General features: G+C 58.2%; 22 protein-coding genes. 9 read left to right on the top strand and 13 right to left on the bottom strand.

What is annotated here, in order from left to right:
• Positions 1-22: 22 nt before the first annotated feature.
• The 5 genes from AADJ11_RS00185 to puuE form a co-directional block, all read right to left on the bottom strand.
• Positions 23-1,246 carry a urate hydroxylase PuuD gene (locus AADJ11_RS00185; RefSeq protein ID WP_341232545.1) on the bottom strand — a complete coding sequence of 408 codons (1,224 nt, stop codon included), beginning with the start codon at positions 1,244-1,246 and terminating at the stop codon, positions 23-25.
• A gap of 123 nt (positions 1,247-1,369) precedes the next feature.
• Positions 1,370-2,794, bottom strand: coding sequence for a nucleobase:cation symporter-2 family protein (locus AADJ11_RS00190; protein WP_341232546.1), 1,425 nt, complete (start codon positions 2,792-2,794; stop codon positions 1,370-1,372).
• Between the two features lie 56 nt (positions 2,795-2,850).
• The gene (locus AADJ11_RS00195; RefSeq protein ID WP_341232547.1) at positions 2,851-3,339 is read right to left on the bottom strand and encodes an ureidoglycolate lyase; all 489 of its coding nucleotides are present in this window, start codon (positions 3,337-3,339) and stop codon (positions 2,851-2,853) included.
• The gene (locus AADJ11_RS00200) at positions 3,336-4,151 is read right to left on the bottom strand and encodes a bifunctional allantoicase/(S)-ureidoglycine aminohydrolase (protein WP_341232548.1); all 816 of its coding nucleotides are present in this window, start codon (positions 4,149-4,151) and stop codon (positions 3,336-3,338) included. The genes AADJ11_RS00195 and AADJ11_RS00200 overlap by 4 nt, the downstream gene beginning before the upstream one ends.
• The gene (puuE, locus tag AADJ11_RS00205; protein ID WP_341232549.1) at positions 4,148-5,560 is read right to left on the bottom strand and encodes an allantoinase PuuE; all 1,413 of its coding nucleotides are present in this window, start codon (positions 5,558-5,560) and stop codon (positions 4,148-4,150) included. The genes AADJ11_RS00200 and puuE overlap by 4 nt, the downstream gene beginning before the upstream one ends.
• Before the next feature lie 542 nt (positions 5,561-6,102).
• Between puuE and uraH the strand changes: the two genes are divergently transcribed.
• The 3 genes from uraH to AADJ11_RS00220 all read left to right on the top strand — a co-directional run bounded on the left by uraH (position 6,103) and on the right by AADJ11_RS00220 (position 9,939).
• Positions 6,103-6,462 (top strand): hydroxyisourate hydrolase, encoded by a 360-nt coding sequence (gene uraH, locus AADJ11_RS00210; RefSeq protein WP_341232550.1) that lies wholly within the window; start codon positions 6,103-6,105, stop codon positions 6,460-6,462.
• Positions 6,463-6,548: 86 nt separating this feature from the next.
• Positions 6,549-7,550 (top strand): deoxyribose-phosphate aldolase, encoded by a 1,002-nt coding sequence (gene deoC, locus AADJ11_RS00215; protein ID WP_341232551.1) that lies wholly within the window; start codon positions 6,549-6,551, stop codon positions 7,548-7,550.
• A gap of 49 nt (positions 7,551-7,599) precedes the next feature.
• On the top strand, positions 7,600-9,939 hold the full coding sequence (locus tag AADJ11_RS00220) for an aldehyde dehydrogenase family protein (RefSeq protein WP_341232552.1): 2,340 nt from the start codon (positions 7,600-7,602) through the stop codon (positions 9,937-9,939).
• A gap of 108 nt (positions 9,940-10,047) precedes the next feature.
• Here AADJ11_RS00220 and AADJ11_RS00225 read toward each other — a convergent pair whose 3' ends face one another.
• The 7 genes from AADJ11_RS00225 to AADJ11_RS00255 form a co-directional block, all read right to left on the bottom strand.
• The gene (locus AADJ11_RS00225; protein ID WP_341232553.1) at positions 10,048-11,364 is read right to left on the bottom strand and encodes a pitrilysin family protein; all 1,317 of its coding nucleotides are present in this window, start codon (positions 11,362-11,364) and stop codon (positions 10,048-10,050) included.
• Complete coding sequence (locus tag AADJ11_RS00230; protein WP_341232554.1) at positions 11,361-12,704, bottom strand: pitrilysin family protein; 1,344 nt, start codon at positions 12,702-12,704, stop codon at positions 11,361-11,363. The genes AADJ11_RS00225 and AADJ11_RS00230 overlap by 4 nt, the downstream gene beginning before the upstream one ends.
• Positions 12,705-12,828: 124 nt before the next feature.
• Entirely contained in the window at positions 12,829-13,332 is a 504-nt protein-coding gene (locus AADJ11_RS00235; protein ID WP_341232555.1) for a DUF3035 domain-containing protein, read from the bottom strand.
• Between the two features lie 51 nt (positions 13,333-13,383).
• A complete protein-coding gene (lspA, locus tag AADJ11_RS00240) occupies positions 13,384-13,881 on the bottom strand; it encodes a signal peptidase II (protein ID WP_341232556.1) in 498 nt (165 codons plus the stop codon).
• Positions 13,882-13,909: 28 nt separating this feature from the next.
• Entirely contained in the window at positions 13,910-15,496 is a 1,587-nt protein-coding gene (purH, locus tag AADJ11_RS00245; RefSeq protein WP_341232557.1) for a bifunctional phosphoribosylaminoimidazolecarboxamide formyltransferase/IMP cyclohydrolase, read from the bottom strand.
• A gap of 16 nt (positions 15,497-15,512) precedes the next feature.
• Complete coding sequence (locus AADJ11_RS00250) at positions 15,513-17,261, bottom strand: heparinase II/III family protein (protein WP_341232558.1); 1,749 nt, start codon at positions 17,259-17,261, stop codon at positions 15,513-15,515.
• Positions 17,262-17,375: 114 nt separating this feature from the next.
• The gene (locus AADJ11_RS00255) at positions 17,376-18,647 is read right to left on the bottom strand and encodes an RsmB/NOP family class I SAM-dependent RNA methyltransferase (protein ID WP_341232559.1); all 1,272 of its coding nucleotides are present in this window, start codon (positions 18,645-18,647) and stop codon (positions 17,376-17,378) included.
• Between the two features lie 90 nt (positions 18,648-18,737).
• Between AADJ11_RS00255 and AADJ11_RS00260 the strand changes: the two genes are divergently transcribed.
• The gene (locus AADJ11_RS00260) at positions 18,738-19,016 is read left to right on the top strand and encodes a DUF1674 domain-containing protein (RefSeq protein ID WP_341232560.1); all 279 of its coding nucleotides are present in this window, start codon (positions 18,738-18,740) and stop codon (positions 19,014-19,016) included.
• Positions 19,017-19,082: 66 nt separating this feature from the next.
• Here the strand turns inward: AADJ11_RS00260 and dapB are convergent, their stop codons facing one another.
• Entirely contained in the window at positions 19,083-19,898 is an 816-nt protein-coding gene (dapB, locus tag AADJ11_RS00265; RefSeq protein ID WP_341232561.1) for a 4-hydroxy-tetrahydrodipicolinate reductase, read from the bottom strand.
• Positions 19,899-19,977: 79 nt separating this feature from the next.
• Between dapB and rbfA the strand changes: the two genes are divergently transcribed.
• The 5 genes from rbfA to AADJ11_RS00290 all read left to right on the top strand — a co-directional run bounded on the left by rbfA (position 19,978) and on the right by AADJ11_RS00290 (position 23,758).
• Entirely contained in the window at positions 19,978-20,412 is a 435-nt protein-coding gene (gene rbfA / locus AADJ11_RS00270; RefSeq protein WP_341232562.1) for a 30S ribosome-binding factor RbfA, read from the top strand.
• On the top strand, positions 20,409-21,149 hold the full coding sequence (locus tag AADJ11_RS00275; RefSeq protein ID WP_341232563.1) for a phosphodiester glycosidase family protein: 741 nt from the start codon (positions 20,409-20,411) through the stop codon (positions 21,147-21,149). Before rbfA ends, AADJ11_RS00275 begins: the two co-directional genes overlap by 4 nt.
• A gap of 122 nt (positions 21,150-21,271) precedes the next feature.
• The gene (truB, locus tag AADJ11_RS00280) at positions 21,272-22,189 is read left to right on the top strand and encodes a tRNA pseudouridine(55) synthase TruB (protein WP_341232564.1); all 918 of its coding nucleotides are present in this window, start codon (positions 21,272-21,274) and stop codon (positions 22,187-22,189) included.
• Positions 22,186-22,695, top strand: a complete 510-nt coding sequence (locus tag AADJ11_RS00285; protein ID WP_341232565.1) for a DUF1643 domain-containing protein — start codon at positions 22,186-22,188, stop codon at positions 22,693-22,695. Before truB ends, AADJ11_RS00285 begins: the two co-directional genes overlap by 4 nt.
• Before the next feature lie 130 nt (positions 22,696-22,825).
• On the top strand, positions 22,826-23,758 hold the full coding sequence (locus AADJ11_RS00290) for a calcium-binding protein (protein ID WP_341232566.1): 933 nt from the start codon (positions 22,826-22,828) through the stop codon (positions 23,756-23,758).
• The last annotated feature ends 16 nt before the right edge of the window (positions 23,759-23,774 follow it).

Below are 23,774 nucleotides of genomic sequence, written 5' to 3' on the forward strand. Positions count from 1 at the left end.
GGCGCGTGGGTTGGCACCCACCCTACGGGCGCATTGCCGCTTGGTACCATGCAACGATCTGCGCACGTTCTTCGGCGCGCATATAGCTTAGGTTTGCAGGGGGCATCGCATGGGTCACACCCGCTTGCAGATAGATTTGTTTTGCCGCTTTGGCGATCTGGTGTTCCGTCTCGAGCCGCACGCCCTTGGGGGCCCAAAGCAGGCCATCCCAAGACGGCTCTGCCGCGTGGCACATGCTGCACCGGCCCATCACAATATCATGAACCTCATCAAACCCGTCAGCAGCGGCAAAGCGCAGCGCGGGGCCTGATGCTTCCTCGGGTTCAGCGATGCGGAACATGGGGGCTGTGGACAGCCAGATGATCGTGATGAACAACAGCGCCGTGGCCAACCATGTCCATGTGGGATTGCCCGCCCGCGAATGCAGGCTGTTGAAATAATGGCGGATCGTCACGCCCATCAAAAACACCAGTGCCGCGATTAACCAATTCATTTCAGACGCGAAGGCCAATGGGTAGTGGTTGGACAGCATCAAGAAAATCACCGGCAGCGTGAGGTAATTGTTATGCGTGCTGCGTTGTTTGGCGATCTTGCCGTATTTCGCATCCGGCGTGCGCCCGGCCTTGAGGTCGGCCACCACGATACGCTGGTTCGGCATGATGATGAAAAACACATTGGCCGACATGATCGTCGCGGTGAACGCGCCCAGATGCAGCAGGGCTGCACGGCCGGAAAACACCGAGGTGTAGAAATACGCCATGCCGACAAGGATCACATAGAGGCCGATCATCAACCGGGTGTTGTTATCGCCAAACCTGCTTTTGCAGATCAGATCATAAACGATCCAGCCGAATGCGAGCGACAGCATCGAAATGCCCACCGCTTGCCAAATGGCCAGATCGGCCACGGCAGGATCGACAAGGTAAAATTCAGCGCTCAGATAATAGACAAGGATCAACAGCGCAAAGCCCGAGAGCCATGTGGAATAGCTTTCCCATTTGAACCAGACCAGATCATCGGGCATCTGCGCCGGCGCAACGAGGTATTTCTGCACGTGGTAGAACCCGCCGCCGTGGACCTGCCATTCTTCGCCATCCGCGCCGGATTTCAAATTCCGATCCCGGTGCAGCCCCAGATCAAGGGCGATGAAATAAAACGATGAGCCAATCCAGGCGATGCCCGTGATGACATGCACCCAGCGGACAGCGAATTCGATCCAAGCGCCCATGGCGGCCATATCGTACATTTTGGAATCCTTGGTTTGGCGGTTGGAATAGGGCCGCCGGTGGCGCGCTTGGTCGAAAGCGCGGATGCCTCCGGCAGGGATATTTAAGAGCCAGAGAAGACAAGACCCCCTCTGGCAGGTTTTTTAGTGTGGCAAGCTGCCTTTGGAACTGCCTGACATCCCGCCCGAAACTTCTTCGGTCGATTCCTCGGCCAGCTCGTTGGGGAGCAGAAGGTTTAGGACGATGGCGATCAGGGCTGCGGGGAGCAGGCCGCTGGTCATCAGGATTTTGAGCGTTGCTGGCAGGTGTTGAACAGCACCCGGTTCCAATTGCAAGCCCAGACCGATGGAGATGGAGATTGCAAAGATCACCATGTTGCGCCGGTTCCAGTTCACATCAGACAGCATCGACATACCCGCCGCGACGACCATGCCGAACATGACGATCACGCCGCCGCCCAGAACCTCGATCGGGATTGTGCGGATAATCGCGCCAACCTTGGGCACAAGGCCGCAGATGATCAGGAAGATGGCACCGATTGTCACGACGTGGCGGCTCATGACGCCTGTCATCGCGATCAGGCCGACGTTCTGGCTGAACGAGGTATTTGGCAGACCGCCAAAGATGCCGGCAACGGCCGTACCCACACCATCAGCATAGGTCGCCCCCTGGATTTCTTTATCCGTCGCCTCGCGGCCCGCGCCACCTTTGGTGACGCCCGATACGTCGCCCACGGTTTCAATGGCCGAGATAAAGGCCATCAAGCAAAAGCCGATGACTGCTGCTGCCGAGAATTCAAACCCATATTTAAAGGGGTTCGGTAGGGCAAAGGCTGCGGAGCGGCCCCAGGAACCTGTAATGGCATCAACGGTCAGCATGCCCACGCCAAGCGCATAGAGATAGCCGACGATCAGGCCGATCAGTACCGCCGAGATGGACAGCATGCCCTTGGTGAAGAACTTGATCCCCAAGGTAACGACAATCACCACGAGCGCCGCAGACCAGTTCAGCAGACTGCCATATTCCGGTGTGCCAATCGCAGGAACACCGCCTGCGGCGTATTGGATACCGACCTTGACCAAGGCAAGACCGATCATTGTAACCACAAGGCCCGTGACCAGCGGCGGCAGGGCAAAACGGATTTTACCGATGAACAAACCAAGGAAGGCGTGGAAGATACCGCCGATGATAACACCACCAAACAACGCGGCAAGGCCGTCAACGCCCTTGCCCGCAACCAGCGGAATCATGATCGGAATAAAGGCGAACGATGTGCCCTGAACGATGGGCAGACCTGCGCCGATGGGTCCAAGTGTAAACGTCTGCAACAACGTCGCGACGCCCGCAAACAGCATCGACATCTGGATCAGATACAGCAGCTCCGGAAAGTCAGGTGAGTTTGACCCAAAGCCGAAACCAGCGGCCCCCGCAACGATGATCGCAGGTGTCACATTCGACACAAACATCGCCAGAACATGCTGGATACCCAGCGGAATGGCACGGCTTAGGGGTGGGGTGTAATTTGGATCGCGCAGCTGTTCTGGCGTCCCGATGGCGTTACTAGTCATATGTATTTCCCTCGTTGAAAAGTGGCCGCAATTTTGCGCGGTCCGTGTTTTTTACCTTAGGTCGTGATCGTATAGGGCGGGTCCAGCGCGAATTCGTCAAGGTTTGCGGTATTTCCAATACGGTCAATCACAGCAAATATGCCGGGCGTTGCCAGCGGAGTAAGCACACCATGCCAAGTGCCGCGGGCGAAATTTATGCCCTGATGGGGGGCCGTCATAAAGGCCCGTGGGGTGCCGGGAATACCATCTTTGTCGGGGGCCGCGATGACCAGAAACGGGGCTGCCGTCATGGGAATAAAGGCTTGTGACCCCTCGGGATGCCGTTCGAGAAGGTCCAGCGTATAGGGCAGGCTGCGGGCTTGAGCGTTAAACACGCTGATCCCCGCGCGCCCGTCTGTCCCGAAATCAAGCGTCGCCAGATCGTGGTGCCGGCCACATAGCCCGCCGTTGATCATTTTGTCTGGGCTGCCAGACGCATCCACAATGTCCCCGAACGGCGCAAAGGCGTCCGCGGTCAACGGCTCAACTTTGATAACGCGGCTCATAAGGTCAGTGGCATGTGGCGGTTCACATCCTTGTACAGCAAGTAGCGGAACGGTTCGGTTCCTGTCGCAACGCAAGCTTGGGGGCAGAACGCGCGCAGCCACATGAAATCGCCCGGCACCACGGGCACCCAGTCGCGGTTCAGCAAATAGTCAGCGGTCCCTTGCAGCACGTATAGCCCGTGCTCCATCACATGGGTTTCTGCAAAGGGGATCAGCCCGCCCGGCTGGAACGTGACAATGTTCACGTGCATGTCGTGGCGCAAATCCGACGGATCAACAAAGCGCTGCGTGGCCCATGCGCCATCCGTATCCGGCATGGCGGTTTGGGGCACGTCATTGTCGTGGGTCACGAAGGCTTGCGGTGATTGCAGCCCCTCGGCCGGGACATAGCGTTTGCGTACCCAGTGAATGCCGCAAGGCACATCGGCGCTGTTCCAAAGGGTCCAGTCCGCAGCCGGTGGCAGATAGACATAGGAACCGGGGATTAGATCAAAGGCGTCGTCGCCAATGGTCAGACGTGCCGTGCCATGGGCCACAAGAAGCACCGTTTGGGCATCGGGGTCAGGTTCGGGCGTGTCGCTGCCGCCGCCCGCGGCAAGCTCTAGCGCGTATTGCGCGAATGTTTCGGCAAAACCGCTTAGCGGGCGTGCCAAGACCCAGACGCGTGTATTGGTCCAGCCAGGCAGAAAGCTAGTGACGATATCGCGCTGCACCGACGCGGGGATCACCGCATAGGCATCCGTAAACACCGCCGTGCTTTCGGGAGATTGCGATTGGTCCGGTAATCCGCCGGGGGGGAAGGCATAGGTCATAGCATAGTTTCCAATCGCAGACGTGCGATGCGTTCGACCTGCAGGCAGGCGGTTTCAAATTCGGTTTGGCTGTCATTGGATATCCGCGCCTCAAAGTGACGCAGGATCCCGTCCTTGTCGTGGTCTTTCACGGCGATGATGAACGGAAAACCGTGCTTGGCGACATAGGCCTCGTTCAGTTCAGTGAACTTTGCGCGTTGCGCATCGGTGAGCGCATCCAGCCCAGCGCTGCCCTGCTCCGCCGTGCTTTCTGCGGTAAGGCGCTTGGCTGCGGCCAGTTTGCCCGCCAGATCAGGGTGCGCGGTCAGCACGCCCAAGCGTTCATCGTGGCTGGCCGACCGGAACATACGGGCCAACGCGTTATGAATACCCGCAACGCTGTTATGGGCCGGGCCAAGCTCCAGATCATACGCACGTTCGGCGATCCACGCGGAATGCTCAAACACGCCGCCGAATTTCGCGACAAACTCAGCGCGGTTCAATTGGTCAATCCGCAGGGGATGTTTAGGCGGATGGGTGGCGCGCCAATGGTCTGCGATATCAATGCGGCGCGGGGTCCAGACCCCCTCAAAACCTTTGATATAATCGATAAACCGTTTCAGCGCCTGAATGCGGCCCGGGCGGCCAACAAGGCGACAATGCAGGCCGACCGACATCATCTTGGCCGCGCCATCGGTGCCTTCGGCATACAGCGCGTCAAAGGTATCGCGTAGATATGTGTAAAACTGATCGCCGGAATTAAACCCCTGAGGCGTGGCGAACCGCATGTCGTTGCAGTCCAGCGTGTAGGGGATAATCAACTGGTCCCCACCGGCCACCTGCATCCAATAGGGCAGATCATCGTCATAGGTGTCCGAAATATAATCGAAGCTGCCTGTTTCGGCGGCCAAGGCGACAGTGTTGACCGAGCTGCGCCCCGTGTACCAACCGCGCGGGGCAGTACCCACAACTTCGCGATGCAGGCGAATTGCTTCGGCGATATCTGCGCTTTCGGTTTCAGCGTTGTGATCCTTGTAGTCGATCCATTTCAGACCGTGACTGGCAATTTCCCAACCCGCCTCTTTCATCGCCTCGACCTGCGCGGGGGACCGCGCCAATGCGCTGGCGACGCCGTAAACGGTTACGGGGATATCGGCACCGGTAAACAAGCGGTGCAAGCGCCAGAACCCTGCCCGCGCGCCGTAATCATAGATTGATTCCATGTTCCAATGACGTTGACCCGGCCAAGGTGCCGCACCGACGATTTCAGACAAAAACGCCTCTGATGCGGCGTCGCCGTGCAGGATGTTATTCTCGCCGCCCTCTTCGTAATTCACCACGAACTGAACTGCGATGCGGGCACCGCCGGGCCATTGCGCATCGGGCGGTGTGGGGCCATAGCCCTGAAAATCACGAGGGTAGCGGTTCATTGTCCTGTCCTTTGTTCAACGCCGTTCACAGTGCATTGCCAAGCGGACCAATTGCAAGAATCCAACCTGCAAAAAATACAAAAGGCTGACCTGTTCAAAAGGTCAGCCCGTTGCCAGATCCGCGCGTATTGGCCCTGCTCGCTTGTTCTTCGGGAATTCTCGGGCGCTGGCCGATCTGATACTCTTCAAACTGGGCGGGGCTGTGGCGCTTAATGTGGACAGGGGCCGCTGATATACACGTGGTACGATCAGTCCTGCCGGTCCCCGTCCTAAAGTCACCATTTTATCATGGCGTGCTCGAATGTCGTTATTCTGTTCCCCGGCGCACAAGCCTCGGACTTATTTGGCCCCGCTGGCATGCGGCGCATCCGATCACTTGTGACATCCATATAAGCCAAGGATGATTCGCGGGTCAAAACAAAAACGAATCAGTTTGGCATTTTCCTTGCTCAACGCGTGTAACTTGGGCGTATGACAGCCATTGACGCTGTTGGTGCGGCCCCTATCCTGCACTGCAAATAACTTAACGAAAGACCGACCTCATGGCAGACGGCTACCTAACGACCCATGTCCTTGATACTGCGCGGGGGATGCCCGCCAGCGGGCTTACCATTACGCTGTACCGTATCGACGGCGACAAACGTGCCCACCTTGCCCAGATGGTGACCAACGCCGATGGCCGAACAGACACGCCGATCCTGCCAAAAGATCAATTTGCCCCCGGCACATACGAGCTGGTGTTCGAAGCAGGTGATTATCTGGATGCCATCGGAACCCCGCCAGAAACACCACGGTTTCTGGATGTAATCCCGCTGCGTTTTGGCATCTCGGACCCCGACGCGCATTACCACGTGCCGCTTTTGCTTTCCCCGTTCGGCTATTCAACCTATCGCGGCAGCTAACAGCGGCGTGACGTTGGGGGCGTTGTGGTTGCAAAGCAAGCATCACCCATGTCATTTTGCACGTCTGATTAAACAGGAAGACGCCCATGTCCACACATGTGACAACCCCGACCGACATCGCGCAAAGCCATCTGCCCCAAGTGACAGAGCCGCGCAATCCGGGCATGCCCCTAGACATGGATTGGGTCCGGTCCGTTCAAGTCAACACATCCGCCGTGGAGCGCCGTGCCACCAGCATCGCCGCACGCAGGTCTGTGAAGAAAGATCACCAAGCCGCATGGCTGCTGCGCGCCATCACTTGTATCGATCTGACGACATTGTCCGGCGATGACACCGCACGCAGGGTGCAACGACTGTGCGCCAAAGCCCGGCAACCTGTATCCCCGCAATTGATGAAAGCCTTGGGCATGGAGCCGATCACCGTCGGTGCCGTTTGCGTCTATCATGAAATGATTGCCCCGGCGAAGGCGGCCCTTTCCGGCACCAATATCCCCATCGCCGCCGTATCAACCGGATTTCCCGCCGGCCTGTCCCCGTTCGAGCTGCGCATCAAAGAGATTGAGATGAGCGTGGCCGAAGGCGCGACAGAAATCGACATCGTCATTTCGCGCCGCCATGTTCTGTCGGGCGATTGGCAAGCACTCTATGACGAGATGCGCGCCTTTCGGGCTGCCTGCGGCGACGCACATGTAAAAGCAATTCTGGCAACAGGCGAGTTGGGCAGCCTGCGCAATGTCGCGCGCGCATCACTGGTGTGCATGATGGCAGGGGCGGATTTTATCAAAACCTCGACCGGCAAGGAAAGCGTGAACGCCACCTTGCCCGTCACGCTGGTGATGATCCGCGCCATTCGCGACTATTTTGACCGGACCGGTATCCGCGTCGGCTATAAACCTGCGGGCGGCATATCAAAGGCGAAAGACGCGATCACATATCTGGCCTTGATCAAGGAAGAGCTGGGCGATCGCTGGCTGCGGCCCGATCTGTTCCGCTTTGGCGCGTCGTCCCTGCTGGGCGATATTGAACGGCAGCTAGAGCATCACGTGACCGGCAGCTATTCCGCAAGCTATCGCCACGCCATCAGCTAAGCCGCCTGTAGCGGGTGTTGAATTTGAGTATTTGAAAAAGGGTGAAGCCATGAGCGTTTCCGAAATCTATGAGACCATGGACTATGGGGTTGCCCCGGAATCCGCTGCTGATGCCCTGGCGTGGTTGGTTGATCAGGGCAGCCGATTTGGCCATTTTATTGATGGTGAGTTCACGAAGGCCAGAGACGACTTTGAAAGCCGCAATCCGGCGAATGGCAACGTATTGGCCAACCTGGCGCAAGCGACCCAGGGCGAGGTTGATACAGCCGTGGCCGCCGCCCGCAAAGCACAGCCCAAATGGGCAAAGCTTACAGGTCATGAGCGCGCGAAATACCTGTATGCGATTGCGCGACTGCTGCAAAAACACAGCCGTCTGTTTGCAGTGCTTGAGACATTGGACAACGGCAAACCGATCCGCGAAGCCCGCGATGTGGATATCCCCTTGGCACAGCGTCATTTCTATTATCACGCCGGGATGGCGCAACTGATGGAAAGCGAATTGCCCGATGCGCAGGCGCTAGGCGTGTGCGGCCAGATTATTCCATGGAATTTCCCGCTGCTGATGTTGGCATGGAAAGTCGCACCTGCGTTGGCCATGGGTAATACCGTGGTCTTGAAACCCGCCGAATATACGTCGCTTACGGCGATGATGTTTGCCGATCTCTGCCAACAGGCAGGATTGCCCAAAGGTGTCGTGAATATCGTGACCGGTGATGGGGCCGTGGGCGAAATGATCGTGAGCGCCGAGGTAGATAAAATCGCCTTTACTGGCTCAACAGCCGTGGGCCGCCGTATCCGCGAAGCAACAGCGGGCAGCGGCAAGGCACTGACCCTCGAGTTGGGGGGCAAATCGCCCTATATCGTGTTTGACGACGCTGATCTGGATTCAGCGGTCGAGGGGCTGGTGGATGCGATCTGGTTCAATCAGGGGCAGGTCTGCTGCGCCGGTTCGCGGTTGCTCGTTCACGAACCCATTGCCGATCGTTTCTATGCCAAACTGCGCACCCGGATGACGAAACTGCGCGTTGGCAATCCCTTGGACAAATCCATCGACGTCGGCGCATTGGTCGACCCCGTGCAGGTGCAACGGGTCACTGACTTGGTCGCATCGAACGACGCTGGCGACGTCTTTACCACAAGTAATATTCCCAGCAGCGGCTGCTTTTACCCACCCACGCTTATCACGGGCCTCAACCCCGCCGACACCTTGATGCAAGAGGAAATCTTTGGCCCCGTTCTGGTGTCGACAACTTTCCGCACCCCAGAAGAGGCCATCGCGGTCGCAAATAACACCCGCTACGGCCTTGCCGCGACGATCTGGTCCGAGAACATCAACCTTGCCCTCGATATCGCGCCCAAGCTGGTTGCAGGCGTGGTCTGGATCAACGGTACCAATATGCTTGATGCCGCAGCCGGGTTCGGCGGCGTGCGCGAAAGCGGCTTTGGCCGCGAAGGCGGATGGGAAGGTCTGGCCGCCTATACCAAGCCGAAAGGCGATCCGAAGCCCCTGAAAACGCCCTCCCCGATGCAAGGGAAGGGTAGCCCAGAGGGTGGTATAGACCGCACGGCCAAGCTGTATATCGGCGGGAAACAAGCGCGCCCGGACGGCGGGCAATCCGCGCCGGTCTGGGGCAAATCCGGCGGGCCGCTGGGCCATGTATCCTTGGCAGGGCGCAAAGACGTGCGCAACGCAGTCGAAGCCGCCCATGCTGCAAAAGGCTGGAGCAAAACAACCGGACATCTGCGGGCGCAAATCCTGTATTACATCGCGGAAAACCTGGCCGCCCGAAGCGACGAATTCGCAGGCAGGATTGATGCCATGCAAGGTGGCAAGTCCGGCGCAAAGGAAGTCGCGGCATCAATCAGCCGCCTGTTTACCTATGCCGCATGGGCCGACAAGTATGATGGCCAAGTGCACGGTGTCCCCATGCGCGGCGCAGCCCTCGCCATGAAAGAACCGGTGGGCGTCATCGGCACCATCTGCCCGGATGAGGCCCCCTTACTTGGCCTAATCTCCTGCATGGCCCCCGCCATCGCCATGGGCAACCGCGTCATTCTGGCCGCCAGCACGCCATTCCCGCTATCAGCAACCGATTTCGTGCAAGTGCTGGAAACCTCTGACGTCCCGGCAGGCGTGGTCAATATCCTGACCGGCCCGCACCCGGATCTTGCCGAAACAATGGCACGCCACATGGATGTCGATGCGGTCTGGAGCTTTGGTGCAGAACCGCTCAGCCAGTTGATCGAACAGGCCTCGGCGCAAAACCTCAAACGGACATGGGTCAACAATGGCCAAGCCCGCGACTGGTCCAGCGCGTCCGGCGAAGGGCATGCATTCCTGCAGGCATCCACCGAAGTGAAAAACATCTGGATCCCCTACGGCGAATAAGTCCGGATCTCTTCTCTGGCTTTTAAATATCCTCGCCGAAGGCACGCCGGACCCCTAGGGTCCGGCCAAACATCATGCGGCGCGTCAGCGCCTCAATTGGGTCCCGTCCTAGTTGGCGGCTGTTGTCTCAAGCCCCTCGGGCTGGCCGACAACGACAAACGCCAAACCCTCGGGGTCCAGCAGCTCCCCCGCGACCCGGCGCACATCTTCTAGGGTGACTGCGTCAACTTTGTCGTTGCGGGTTGCGATGTAATCAATGGGCAGGCCCAGCATCTGCATCCCAACCAGAATCCCCGCAATCTGCTGGTTTCCGTCAAAGCGCAGCGGATATGATCCGGTGATATAGGTTTTGGCATCCTCCAACTCTTGCTGGGTCGCACCATTTTCAGCCATTTTCCTCCACTCATCCCGGATCACGCTGATCGCTTCTGCAATGCGGTCATTGGCCGAACTGACCGACCCTTGGTAGGTCTCGGCCAAATCCATCGGCACCAGATAGGAATAGACACCATAGGTCAGGCCGCGTTTTTCGCGCACTTCGGCCATCAGACGGCTTTCAAATGATCCTCCGCCTAAAATGTGGTTCATCACCGTAGCCGCGAACCAATCGTCGTCTTTCTGCGCAATCCCTTTTTGCGCAAACAGCGCTACGGATTGCGGCGTGGCGAAATCAACAACAGTGACGCCGGACGGAACATTTACTTCTGCACGCGCGGGGAGTGGTGCCCCTGTTTCAGGCAGCCCGCCCAGCAGATCATCCAGCAAAATGCCCAATGCCTGAGGGGTGATATCACCCGCTGCGCCAATAAAAATGCGATCACGGGCCAGCACATCGCGATGGGCCGCAACCAGATCATCGCGCGTCAAATTGGTCACTGTCTCAACCGTGCCATTTAACGACGAGCCATAGGGATGATCCCCATAAAGCAATTCATCCATGGTTTTACGTGCAATATCACCGGGGTCTTTCGCGCTGGACCGGATGCTCGACAAGACTTGGCCACGTACCCGTTCAATCGCGTCTGCATCAAAGCTGGGGTTTTGCAGGGCTGCTTTTAACAGCGCCACCGATGCGTCCTGATTTTCGGTCAGAAACCGCGCCGATACATTCAGCTCATCATCATCGACGCTGAACCTGAAGCTCGATGCGAGACCCTCCGCCGCCCGTGCGAATTCCCGCGCGTCCATGCTACCTGCGCCCTCCTCCAGCAAGGCTGTCATCAAATTTATCGCACCGCGTTTGTCTGCGACCTCAAGGGACGCGCCGCCGCGAAACGATATATCCAGCGCCACAAAGGGGATCGACGGTTCTTCGACCAGCCAGGCCTTCAGCCCGCCGGGGGATGTGACCTGTTGAATATTAACCTCGGCCCGGGCGGGCATGGCCACCAGCACGGTCAGGATAAATGCGTATATCAGTCTCATTGGGTCACCTCTTCGCGCATCAGCCATCCTGTAACGGATGCCGCTGGGTTAAAAACGTCGCGGGCGGCTTGCATGATGTCTTCGGCGGTGACCGCCTCAAGGACATCTGGCCAGTCGTGCACGTCCTGCACGCTCAACCCGATTGCCAAGGCGCGGCCATAGCGGTTGGCCACGCGTTCTGCACTGTCGCGTGAATATATCTGTTCGGCACGCATCTGCGCTTTGATACGCTTAAGCTGTTCAGGGTCGACGCCCTCTTTCAAAAAGGTGGAGATGGCGACATCCATCGCGTCTTCGGCGGCTTTCAACGTCACATCGGGGCGCGGCACCACGACCAAATCAAAGGTTGTGTCATCCAAAGCCTGGCCTTGGTAATAGGCCGAAGAATACGTGGCGACCTGCGTATCAAACTGCAGTTTTTCCGCCAGATAGGACGTTGTCCCACCCCCCAGTATTTCGGCCAATATCGTCAAAGCGGCTGCGGTCGTTTGGTCCCCCGGATCGCGTTCGGGTGCCAGATAGGACCGGCTGACATATTCCTGCGCGACCCGCGGATCGCGAAAGATTACGCGCCGTTCAGCAGTCTGCGGCGGCTCTTGGGTGCGCAACCGCTCTGGCAGGTCGGGGTTGGCCGGGATTACGCCGTAATATTTATCGGCCAGACGGTGAACCTCTGCTGGTTCTACGTCACCGGACACCACCAAAATTGCGTTGTTGGGTGAATAATACAGCCCGTAAAAGCCAAGCGCGTCTTCCAGATCAAGCGTGCGCATTTCATGCATCCAGCCAATCACGGGTGTGCCATATCGGTGGTTCAGATATTGCGCCGCGCTCATTTGCTCTTGGAACAATGCGCCGGGGTCGTTTTCGGTACGTTGGTTGCGTTCTTCGATGATGACATCGCGTTCGGTTTCGATGTCTTCATGGGTCAGGCGAATGTTTTTCATCCGGTCCGATTCCATTTGCATCATCAGTTCCAAACGGTCGGCGGCAACACGTTGGAAATACGCAGTGTAATCGTAGCTGGTGAATGCATTATCACGGCCGCCATTCTTAGCCACCGTTGCCGAAAACTCACCGGATTCCATTTTATCTGTCGCTTTGAACAACAGATGCTCAAGGAAATGCGCGACGCCGGATGATCCCTTGGGTTCGTCCGCAGACCCTGCCCTGTACCAGACCATTTGCTGAACCGACGGGGACCGGTGATCTTCGATGACCACCACCTCCATCCCGTTGTCCAAGGTAAAATGGGTTACGGCCTCATTCTGTGCCGCAAGCGCGAACGAGGCAGGCAGTAGAAATGAAACGAACGCGGCAAAAGCCGGAAATCTGATCATGGTTGGTCCTTTAAGCAGGGTCCTGCACGACCTTACTTACGCCACCGTGCGGGGCGATCAAGAGACCTAACAGATTTGTAATTACGCCGCAGACATAAGGCGGCAGCAGGACGCGCGTATTAGATCAATCTGCCGGAGGGGCAGAAGGCGTGCGTGCACCCGCATTGCGCCAGCGTTCAGCCTCGGCCGCGGCATCAAGGGATTGCCCGCGATAGACCTGATTGTAGCGATCCGTCGAGACGATTTTGAACTGTGTGAACCGGCCCCTGCGCTTGCGGAATTCGGCGTCTGTTTCAGCCAGCTCCTGGCGGATGGCAGGTGCCACGCCAAAGCGGCTGGCCTGTTGGACCAAGGCACCATCGCTGGCCGGAATACCGCCCGCTGCCGCCTCGGGGCGGCCACCAAAGGCAACGATACCTTCGGCTATGGCGTTGCGATCTGTCAGATTGGCCTGACCGGGCGTCGGCGGTGGCAAATCGGTATAATTGGTAGGTTCAGCCAAGGGTTTCACAGGCTGGACCATGAATTCGTCAGGGCCCATGGCCGATCCACGAATGTCACGCAAACCATCGTTGGCACAGCCAGCAAGCGCTAGCGATATCAAAACAAGAGCGGCGACAATGCGCATGACGGATCTCCTTGAGGTCTGCACATACCTAACGCAGGCAGGCGGCCAATGTCACTGGCCTTTTTTAACGGGTTTGCTGGGCGCAGTCTTGGGATCAGAGGTAAAGAATATCAACCCGATCGCGCCCGCAAAGATAAACACATCCGCGATGTTGAAGACGAACGGGTTGTTGATCCCGCAGCAGGACATATTCAGAAAATCAAGGACATAGCCATATAGCAGCCGGTCCACGACATTCGCCAAAGCACCGCCAATCAGCAAGCCTGCGCTGACTTTGGCCCAATAACCCATGGCGTGCCGGTAGGCCCAAACCAGAATACCCACACATATCGCGCAGGCCAGCGCGATCAATATCCACCGGCTGGCATCGGACCCATCACCAAACAAGCCGAAATTGATACCCCGGTTTTCGCCATAGCGAAAATTGATCAGGGGCGGCAGCACATCAATCGTGCGGATACGGCTTAGCTCCATCATGTGGATCACGATGTATTTGCTAAGCTGATCCAGAATAAAGGCAGTGAAACCCGCCCAGAAAATGATACGCATGCCGACCCTTTTAGTTGTGCTTTGACCGTTAGTGCCGGAAATGACGCATGCCGGTAAAGACCATGGCCAACCCTGCCTCGTCAGCGGCGGCAATCACTTCGTCATCGCGCATCGACCCGCCCGGCTGGATCAACGCTGTGGCACCAGCCTCGGCTGCAGTGATCAGACCGTCCGCAAAGGGGAAGAACGCATCGGATGCAACAACCGACCCTTGGGTCAATGGTGCGGGCAGGCCCATGACTTCTGCCATGTCTTGGGCCTTGCGGGCCGCGATGCGCGTGCTGTCAACGCGGCTCATCTGGCCGGCACCGACACCAACGGTTGCGCCGTCTTTGACATAGATGATCGCGTTGGATTTCACGTGTTTGGCAACGGTCCAGGCAAACATCATATCGGCAAGTTCCTGATCCGACGGCTGGCGCTTGGTCACGATTTTCAGGTCGTCCATAGTGATCCGGCCCACGTCTTTGTCCTGCACCAGATAGCCACCCGACACTTGGCGGAACGCCAGCGCCGCGACTGTCGGGTCCGCCAGACCGTTGGTGGTCAGCAAACGCAGGTTCTTTTTCTTGGCAAAGATCGCTTTGGCATCATCCGTCGCACCGGGGGCGATCACAACTTCGGTAAAAATCTCGCTGATCGCCTCGGCTGTTTCACCATCAAGCGTTTGGTTCAACGCGATAATTCCGCCAAAGGCCGATGTCCGGTCGCAGTCAAACGCACGGGAATATGCGTCCACCATCGACGTGCCACGCGCCACACCGCAAGGGTTCGCATGCTTGATAATCGCGCAGGCTGGCCCTTGGGCCGGGTCAAATTCGCTGACCAGCTCGTAAGCGGCATCTGTGTCGTTAATGTTGTTATAGGACAGTTCCTTGCCCTGATGCTGGGTCGCGGTGGCGACGCCGGGGCGTTTCGATCCATCTGTATAGAACGCCGCCGACTGATGCGGGTTTTCGCCATAACGCAGGGTCTGCGCCAAGGTGCCACCAACAGTGCGACGCCGTGGCGTGCCACCAACCTGTGCTGCCATCCAAGTGCTAACGGCCGTGTCATAGGCCGCGGTGCGGGCATAGGCCGTTTGGGCCAACCGCTGACGCAAGGCATAAGATGTCTGGCCGTTGTTTTCGCCAAGTTCCTTAATCACCACATCGTAATCTTCAACATCAACGATCACATTGACAAAGCCGTGGTTCTTCGCGGCAGAGCGGATCATCGCAGGGCCACCGATATCGATATTCTCGATCACTTCGTCGTATTCGGCACCTTTGGCGACCGTTTCTTCGAACGGGTACAGATTGACCACCACCAGATCGATTGCGCCGATGCCGTGCTGATCCATCGCGGCGACATGTTCGTCATTGTCACGCAGCGCCAGCAAACCGCCATGCACGACCGGGTGCAGCGTCTTAACGCGGCCATCCATCATTTCGGGAAAGCCCGTAACCTCGGATACGTCCTTCACCGTCAACCCTGCATCGCGCAACGCCTTGGCGGTCCCGCCGGTGCTAAGCAATTCGACCCCGTGGGACACCAGCGCCCGCCCTAGTTCGACCAATCCGGTCTTGTCAGAAACAGAAAGAAGCGCGCGGGATACGGGGTGCAGGTCGGGCATAATGGGGTTCCTTGGGTCAGTCTTGGTCATCATACGGATCGTCTAGTGACAAATCTCGCACGCCAATCGCAGTTTCCTGCGCTTTGGACAAGGACCACCTGACCCGCGTTGCATATGCTGTGGCCCGCCCGGCAAGCAAAATTTGCAAAGATGCACGGGGGCGTAAACGATTGCGTTCAAGGTAAACACTTGGTTCCAAAGACAGTTTATGGGTGCCGTCATGACGGAACACCCAAATCTCTCCGCTTTTTTGTGCCATCGAAATTGCAGCACCGCCCAGATCAAGGGTCGCGTCGACATCCGGATGCAGGTGAAAACGAATCTCGAACGGGATGCCTTTCAGTTTTACCGCGTCCATTTCACGGTCAAATTGGCGCTTTTCGGAATCTTTCATGGCCAGCAGCATGTCTTCGCCAGCGACGGCGCGACCATCATAGGTCAATTCGATCGTGCGCGCATGGGTCAGACCAAAGCCCGGGACATATCCATTGTGCCCGCCCTGAAATTTCGTGCCATCACCGACGGCCTCAATCTCGACCGGGACATATGTAGGCGCTTCAATCAGCGCCTCTTGGCCCGTGTGACGATCCGGGTCCGCCAATCGTGCACTGGAATAGCCCCCCAGTGACAATGTGGAATGCGACGGCGTCGCGCGCCCCGCCCTGCGCCATTCTGCGCCAAAGGATGCGCCCGACCCACAGTTTACGATCAAGGGCCTGCGCCCCGACGTCAGCTCAAACGCGAGGGCAGAGGCATGGGCATTCATCGATTCCGCCCCGCTGGGCGGTGTGCTTGCGTCAATGATGACGCTGGTACGTCCCGCAGACAGCCGCGCATAGCCCATCGACAATCCGTCAGGCTGCCGCGTTTTGATCTTGGCCGTCGATAGCGCGTGATCCAGCCACCCTTCGGCACCGCGCCCGCCGCCATGAAAACGGGCCAGACTGCCATCGGAGTGGCGCAGGGTCCGCAGGGTTGGGGCGATGCGCTCAATCGCGGCCATATGCGCCTTGGGCGTGCCGCGCCCTGCGTCGCTTAGCGCGGCTGCGGCCCAACTGAGCAACATAAACACCTGAAGCAGTTCTTCGGGGTTTCGCGTTGGCAGCCCGCCCTGTTCGTCGATCCGGGCATCACATTCACGCGCCAATGCTTTGATCGCCGGATCAGCCAGATGTTCCAGCCCTTCCAGCGAAAGCGCCGCGTAAATCAAACCAGTCAGCGCCTCAAACCGGGGCAAACCGGGGGCCGCTGCCTGCCAACGACGGGATAGGAAATATGTCTGCCCGGCCAAAGACCGATAGAATGCATCGCTTTCATCCTGTTCGACACCGCGCAACATAAACAGGGCATGGTTGATCCAGCGGATCAGACGCCGCCCGGTCAGATCAGGTGTCCAGCCGATACCGCGCCCTTTGCCGAATTGATCGATCCAGCCCCAAAGCCACCTTTGTGCCGTTTCGCGCGCTTTGAGATCACCAACCGCAGCCAGATCATCAAGCCATGCGAACCCGTGCAATTCCTCGGCAAATTCCTGGTCCGTGATGGCGACATCCCATAGCGATACGGCATCAGGTGCTTGGATTAATGTACCAGAAAACAGCAGATTACCGGCAATAAGTTGCCTGCCACGGGCAAAGGACCCAATCGTGCGCGGCTCGGGCGACGACACGAATCCTTTGGCTTGAACGTTCATTTTGGCCGTTGCGCGCGCGTGCCATCGATTTAAAAACTGCGTCTTTCGCGCGTGAAAACTGGTACTCATCATACTGCTGTCCCTGTACGCTCTGGTGGCGTTTGGAAAACCATACGCGCAGATTTCCCCCAAGTCACCGCATTTTGACGGACAGTTTTTACAGCCTTGCCTTTTCAGGCAAAACCATCAGCCCGCTTTGCGCAAACACGCAATATAAAAGCCGTCCATGCCGCCAAGGTCCGCCCAGTAATCAGGCCGCAACCGTAGCCCCCCTTCGGAGCTGACCCACGCTGGATCAATGCCGTCGATCTCTAAGGCCGTACGGTCGACCGACATATCGGGATGACGCTCCAGCGCTTCGTCCACCTGAACTTCGCCCTCGTCCGGCAGCAGCGAACAGGTGCAAAAGACCAAGCGCCCGCCGGGGTTCAGCAAGGACCACGCGTGGTCGATCATCTCGGATTGCAGCTCGATCAGCTCTCCGAATTCGGAGCCGTCTTTGGCGTGTGGCAAGTCGGGGTGGCGGCGGATCGTGCCGGTTGCGGAACAGGGTGCATCCAGCAGAATCGCATCAAACTGTCCCTCAAACCGGCGCGCATCCACCACGACAACCTTGGCCGGCAAATGCACACGGGCAAGGTTTTCACGCACCCGCTGCATCCGCGGTTTTGAGCTGTCAACGGCAGTGACCTGCGCCCCTGCAGCCGCCAATTGCATCGTTTTGCCGCCCGGTGCGGCGCAAAGGTCCAGCACGGCCTCGCCTTTTTGCGGGGCGAGTATTTTGACGGGCAAGGCAGCGGCGGCGTCTTGGACCCACCAGTCGCCCTCGGCAAAGCCGGGCATCGCGGTCACTTGGCCCGCATCTTTCACGCGCACCGATCCGGTGGGCAAGACCACGCCGCCAACAGCCTCGGCCAAGGCGGCTGGGTCTTTCTTGGCCGTCAGATCAAGCGGCGCACCTGCAAAATGGGCAGCTTCGATGCCTGCCATCGCCTCAGGCCCCCATGCTTCGGTCAGCGGGCCGCGCAGCCACTTGGGCAAACGGGGGGATCGCAATGCCTCCCACGCCTCGGGCCCTTCGGTGGCGATCTTGCGCAACACGGCGTTGGTCAGCCCCTTGAGGTGGCCCAGCTTTCCGTGGCTCGCGACCAGTTCAACCATCGCATTCACGACACCATGTGGCGCACCGCCTTGGCATAATTCAACCGTTCCCACGCGCAGCGCGTTGCGCACCGTCAGCGGCGGGTATTTCGACAGATGTTTTTGCAACAAGCGATCCGCACGCTCCATCCCGCGTAGGGTATCCAGCGCAAGCCGCTGTGCACGGGCGCGATCATCCGGGGGCAGCTTATCCAAGACCCCCGAGGCCAACAGCTCGGACATCAGGCTTTCTTCTCCTAAAATCATATCCAGAAGATAAACCGCACTTCTGCGGGCCTGAACGCCGGTATCTGACATGCGAAACGCCTTTTTGCTTTGACCGCCCGGGTTGTCTGAGCGCATGTACGGCGTATATCAAGGGGGCCGTAGCCTCAAGAGGATGAGATGATGACCAAAGCTGGCCAAAAACCGATGCCAAGCCCGCCCCATGATCCCCAACCCATGCCGGAACCCGGCCCGGATTTGCCGCCTCAGCCAATGCCGGGGCCAAATCCGATGGTTACCCAAGACCTGCCCCCCGCAGCGCAGCGTGCTTTGGCCGAGGCCGCAGAGCGCCGCAAAAAAGCACAAGAAATGGAACTGCCGCCCGAACTAGGCGGCAGAGACGGACCAGAGCCGGTGCGCTATGGCGATTGGGAGAAAAAGGGAATCGCTGTCGATTTCTGATCAACAGCGATTCTAGCAAAGCAAAGGTTCAAAGCGTTTAGGGTTGCTTTGAACCTAAGAGATATTTCAGTCGTTCAGACCCAAAACATCCAGCATATCATATTGACCGGGTGTCTTACCCTGCCCCCAAAGCGCCGCTTTGATTGCGCCACGCGCAAATACCGCCCGATCAGACGCGACATGCCGCAATATGATCCGCTCGCCCGCCGCTGCGAACAACACGTCATGTTCACCGACGATGTCGCCGCCGCGAATCGCTGTAAATCCGATATCGCCCCGTTTGCGCGCGCCTGTAATGCCATCGCGACCGCGGTCAGAGACATCGGCCAATGCCACGCCGCGCCCCTCGGCAGCGGCTTCGCCCAACATCAGGGCCGTGCCAGAAGGGGCATCAACTTTCTGATTGTGGTGCGCCTCGATGATTTCGATATCGAAATCTTCGTCCAGCGCGGCGGCGACACGTTTTGTAAGCTGCGTCAGCAGATTGACGCCAAGGCTCATATTGCCCGCCCGCACAATGACTGCCTGACGTGATGCCGGCTCAAGCTGGGCGATCTGGGCGTCGGTCATGCCCGTCGTGCCGATCACATGAACGGTACCCGCTTGTGCAGCAATCGCGGCAAATGCCAGCGTCGCCTCGGGCGCGGTAAAGTCGATGACAGCCTGTGCAGGGCCAACTGCGGCTTGCGCATCATCGGTCACAATCACACCCAAGGCGGCACCGCCCATGGCCACGCCCACGTCCTGGCCCACCCAAGGATGCCCCGTACGTTCCACCGCGCCCACCAAATGCACACGGTCATTGGCAGAAACCTGCCCAATCAACATCTGGCCCATGCGGCCCGAAGCGCCTGTAATCGCGATGCCTGGTGTATTGCTCATGCTGTGCTCCCTTTTCATGCTTGGTTTAGCGCGTGGCGACCTGCTTGGCAAAACCTCAGCGACCCCTTAGATGAAGCATATGGCAAAGAACAGAACACATGAGGGCTCCGGCCCCACTCAACGGCAACTCCGCGTCGGCGAAACCATTCGCCGCGCCTTGTCTGATGTATTGGCGCGCGGCGATGTCCACGACCCAGAACTCAACCGGCTGTCAATCACAGTGGGCGAGGTCCGCGCCTCGTCCGACCTAAAGGTTGCGACGGCATTCGTTTTGCCATTGGGCGGTGAAGGACGTGAGGATGTCCTCAAGCTGCTGGCCCGTAACAAAGGCGAGCTGCGGCGGCTGCTGTCAAAGAAACTGGTCCTGAAATTCGCGCCCGATCTGCGCTTTCAACTGGACGAGACCTTTGACCGGATGGACGACACCCGGCGCATGTTGGCGCAAGACGTGGTCCGCCGCGATGCAGAGGCACCCGATTCAGACCCAGACGATACGAGCCAAGACGCGTCATGACACGCCTGCTGGCCATTGCTGTACTGCTGGGGTGGACAGCATGCCAAGCTGGCGCGGAAACGTGCCGGAACGAGATCTACGAGAACAACAGGTATAGTGTCTGCGAGGTCGATATGACCCGCGATAAGCTGGGCCTGTTTCTATATGCCGCCGATGGCAGCCCCTACGGGTATTTCAGCACCTTGGATAAGGCGCTGAAAGAACAGGGCAAACGGCTGGGCTTTGCGATGAATGCAGGCATGTATCACGACAATCGCGCGCCGGTTGGCTATTATCTTGAGAACGGCGAACAGGTCCAACGGGTGATCAGCAGCGCAGGGCCGGGCAACTTTGGCTTGGTCCCCAACGGCGTTCTATGCCTGCGTGCGGGCCGGGCTGACGTGTTTGAGACCAAACGGTTCATGCGCCAAGCCCCCAAATGCACAAGCGCCACCCAATCCGGGCCCATGCTGGTGATTGACGGGAAACTGCACCCAAAGTTTCTGAAAGACGGCACCTCGCGCTATGTGCGCAATGGGGTCGGGACCAGCGCGGATGGGATGAAAGCATATTTCGTAATCTCGAACGGGGTGGTGAACTTTTATGATTTCGGCGTGTTCTTCCGCGATCGGCTAAAGCTGCCCAACGCGCTGTATTTTGATGGTAATATCTCGCGGATGCGCGCACCTGAATTGGGGCGCAACGATATCGGGTTCAGCCCGCTGGGGCCGATTATCGGCGTTGTGGTCGACCAATAGCCTCGAAAAATAAGAACTATTATGCCTTCGGCGAGGATTATTTTCCATTTGGAATGAAGTCGGGCTGGGCAAAGACGACTGCGCTTTGATAGGACGCAGCCAAATCAGATAGGGTTGAAAACATGGCGCGCAGACGCAAGGGACGGGATATTTCAGGTTGGCTGGTGGTGGATAAACCTGCCGGGCCGACATCGACCACTGTTGTGAACAAGGTGCGGTGGGCTCTGAATGCCAACAAGGCCGGGCATGCGGGAACCTTGGACCCTGATGCCACAGGGGTGTTGGCGATTGCATTGGGTGAAGCGACGAAAACCGTTCCCTACATCACGGACGCGTTGAAAGCATACGAGTTTACCGTGCGTCTCGGTGTGTCGACCAATACCGATGATGCAGAGGGCGAAGTGTTGGAAACCAGCGATCTGCGCCCCGATGACGATGCGATCAAGGCGGCATTGGCGGCTTTCGTCGGCGATATTGAACAGGTCCCGCCGCAGTTTTCAGCCGTAAAGGTCGACGGGCAACGCGCCTATAAGCTTGCCCGCGAGGGCGAAGCCATGGAGTTGGCAGCGCGGCCCCTATGGGTGGAAAGTCTGTTGCTGACGGACCGGCCTGACGCCGATCATGTGACCTTGGAAATGGTTTGTGGCAAAGGCGGCTATGTCCGGTCCATCGCACGTGATTTGGGGCAGGCCTTGGGATGTCTGGGCCATGTCCGTGAACTGCGCCGCATTTGGTCGGGGCCATTCGAGGCGAGTGACGGGCTGACGATGGAGCAAATCGAAGAGATGGCCCGCACGGATGCATTGGACGCGCATCTGCTGCCGCTAGAAAAAGGGTTGCAGGATTTGCCCGAGGTAAAAGCCACGCCGGAAGGAGCCGTGCGGATGCGCAACGGCAACCCCGGCATGGTGATTGCCCATAACGTGGAATATGGTGACGAGGTTTGGGCATCCTTTGAGGGGCGCGCCGTGGCCGTTGGTCGTTTCAAAGCCGGCGAATTGCATCCCTCCCGCGTGTTTAACCACCCCCAAGACACGTGATCACCCGCCGCCATATCAAAGGCGACGCACCATCGGTCGCTGTTTACTCGGACTGTGAAAGATACCGCTACAGCCTAAGCCGGGTATGGGATCCCGCAAGACCCAAAGTCTTGTTCGTGATGCTGAACCCGTCAAAGGCGACAGAGGTGGCAAATGACCCCACCGTGGAAAGATGCGAACGCCGCGCGCGTGCGTTGGGCTACGGTGCGTTTCAGGTCTCGAATATTTTTGCATGGCGTGAAACCAGCCCACAGCTGATGCGCAAAGCAAAAGACCCTGTGGGTGCGGATAATGATGCGATATTGCTGAAAGCGGCGGCTTGGGCGGATACAGTGATTGCAGCGTGGGGCACCCACGGCGCACATCTGGGCCGCGGCCCTGCGGTTAAGGGTTTGCTAAGAAATCAACGCATACCGATGTACCATCTGGGTCTGTCCAAAGACGGCCACCCGAAACACCCCCTATATATTTCCTATGCGCAACAACCGGTTGCCTGGCTGGATTAGGACCGGGTTAACCGTAAAGTAGTTTCGGTTTTGACCTGAGGCCAGGAATCTGGGCATTTCTTGTTGGGGTGATGCGTCTTGCGCGGGTCAATGAAATTGGAATTCTGCAATGTTGTTCTTGGCCGGTTTAATGGGTTTGGTGGCAGTTGGGGCGGCGGCCTTTGTCGACATCAGCCCCGAGGGAGATGAAGACGATGATTCCTTCTCCGACGATGCGAACGGGACAAACGGCCTGATACTCTCCGGCGGTACAGGGGCCGACCTATTGAGCGGCGGTGACGGCTATGATCAAATCGGTGGAAACGAGGGTGATGATCTGATCGCGGGCCATGGTGGCGACGATTATGCACGGGGCGACGCAGGCGATGATACCGTCAATGGCGGCGCAGGGAATGACGATTTGCATGGCAACGATGGCGGCGACCTGATCGAAGGCGGCGGTGACGATGACAACCTGACCGGCCACAATGGCAACGATACGCTGCACGGCGGTATTGGAAATGATTCGCTGATGGGGTCCGAAGGGGAGGACGTGCTGTTTGGCGATGATGGCGACGACACGCTGCTTGGTGGTTTGGACGACGACACGCTAACCGGTGGGCAAGGGGCAGACGCCTTGTTTGGCGGATGGGGTGACGATCTGATCATCGGGGTCGAGGATGACGCTGATGTGGATGGCATTACAGACGAGGATACCGGCGATTTTCTGAATGGCGGCGGGGGTGATGATACGATTGTCGCGGGCCTGAATGATGTTGTCACAGCCGGGGATGGCGCAGACAATATTATCATTGGCGATTGGATCACCGACGGAAATGCCCCCATGATTGAGGATTTCGAACCAGAGGATGATAGCCTGTTGCTGGTTTGGGATGACCGCGGCGTAGGTGATGAGGAGCCCGAGGTTTCAGTCGATCCGGACCCGGAGCAGCTGGATCAAACACTGGTTCGCATGAACGGGGTGATTGTGGCCTCTGTAAAAAGCGCGGATGTGCTGACCGCCGCTGATGTTTCGATTATCCCGCTTAGTTCGGCCATCGCAGCCGGGCTTGCCCTGAGCTGATCAGCCGCGACCAAAT

The sequence above is a fragment of the uncultured Sulfitobacter sp. genome (assembly GCF_964021855.1).
In the GTDB taxonomy this organism is placed as follows: Bacteria; Pseudomonadota; Alphaproteobacteria; order Rhodobacterales; family Rhodobacteraceae; genus Sulfitobacter.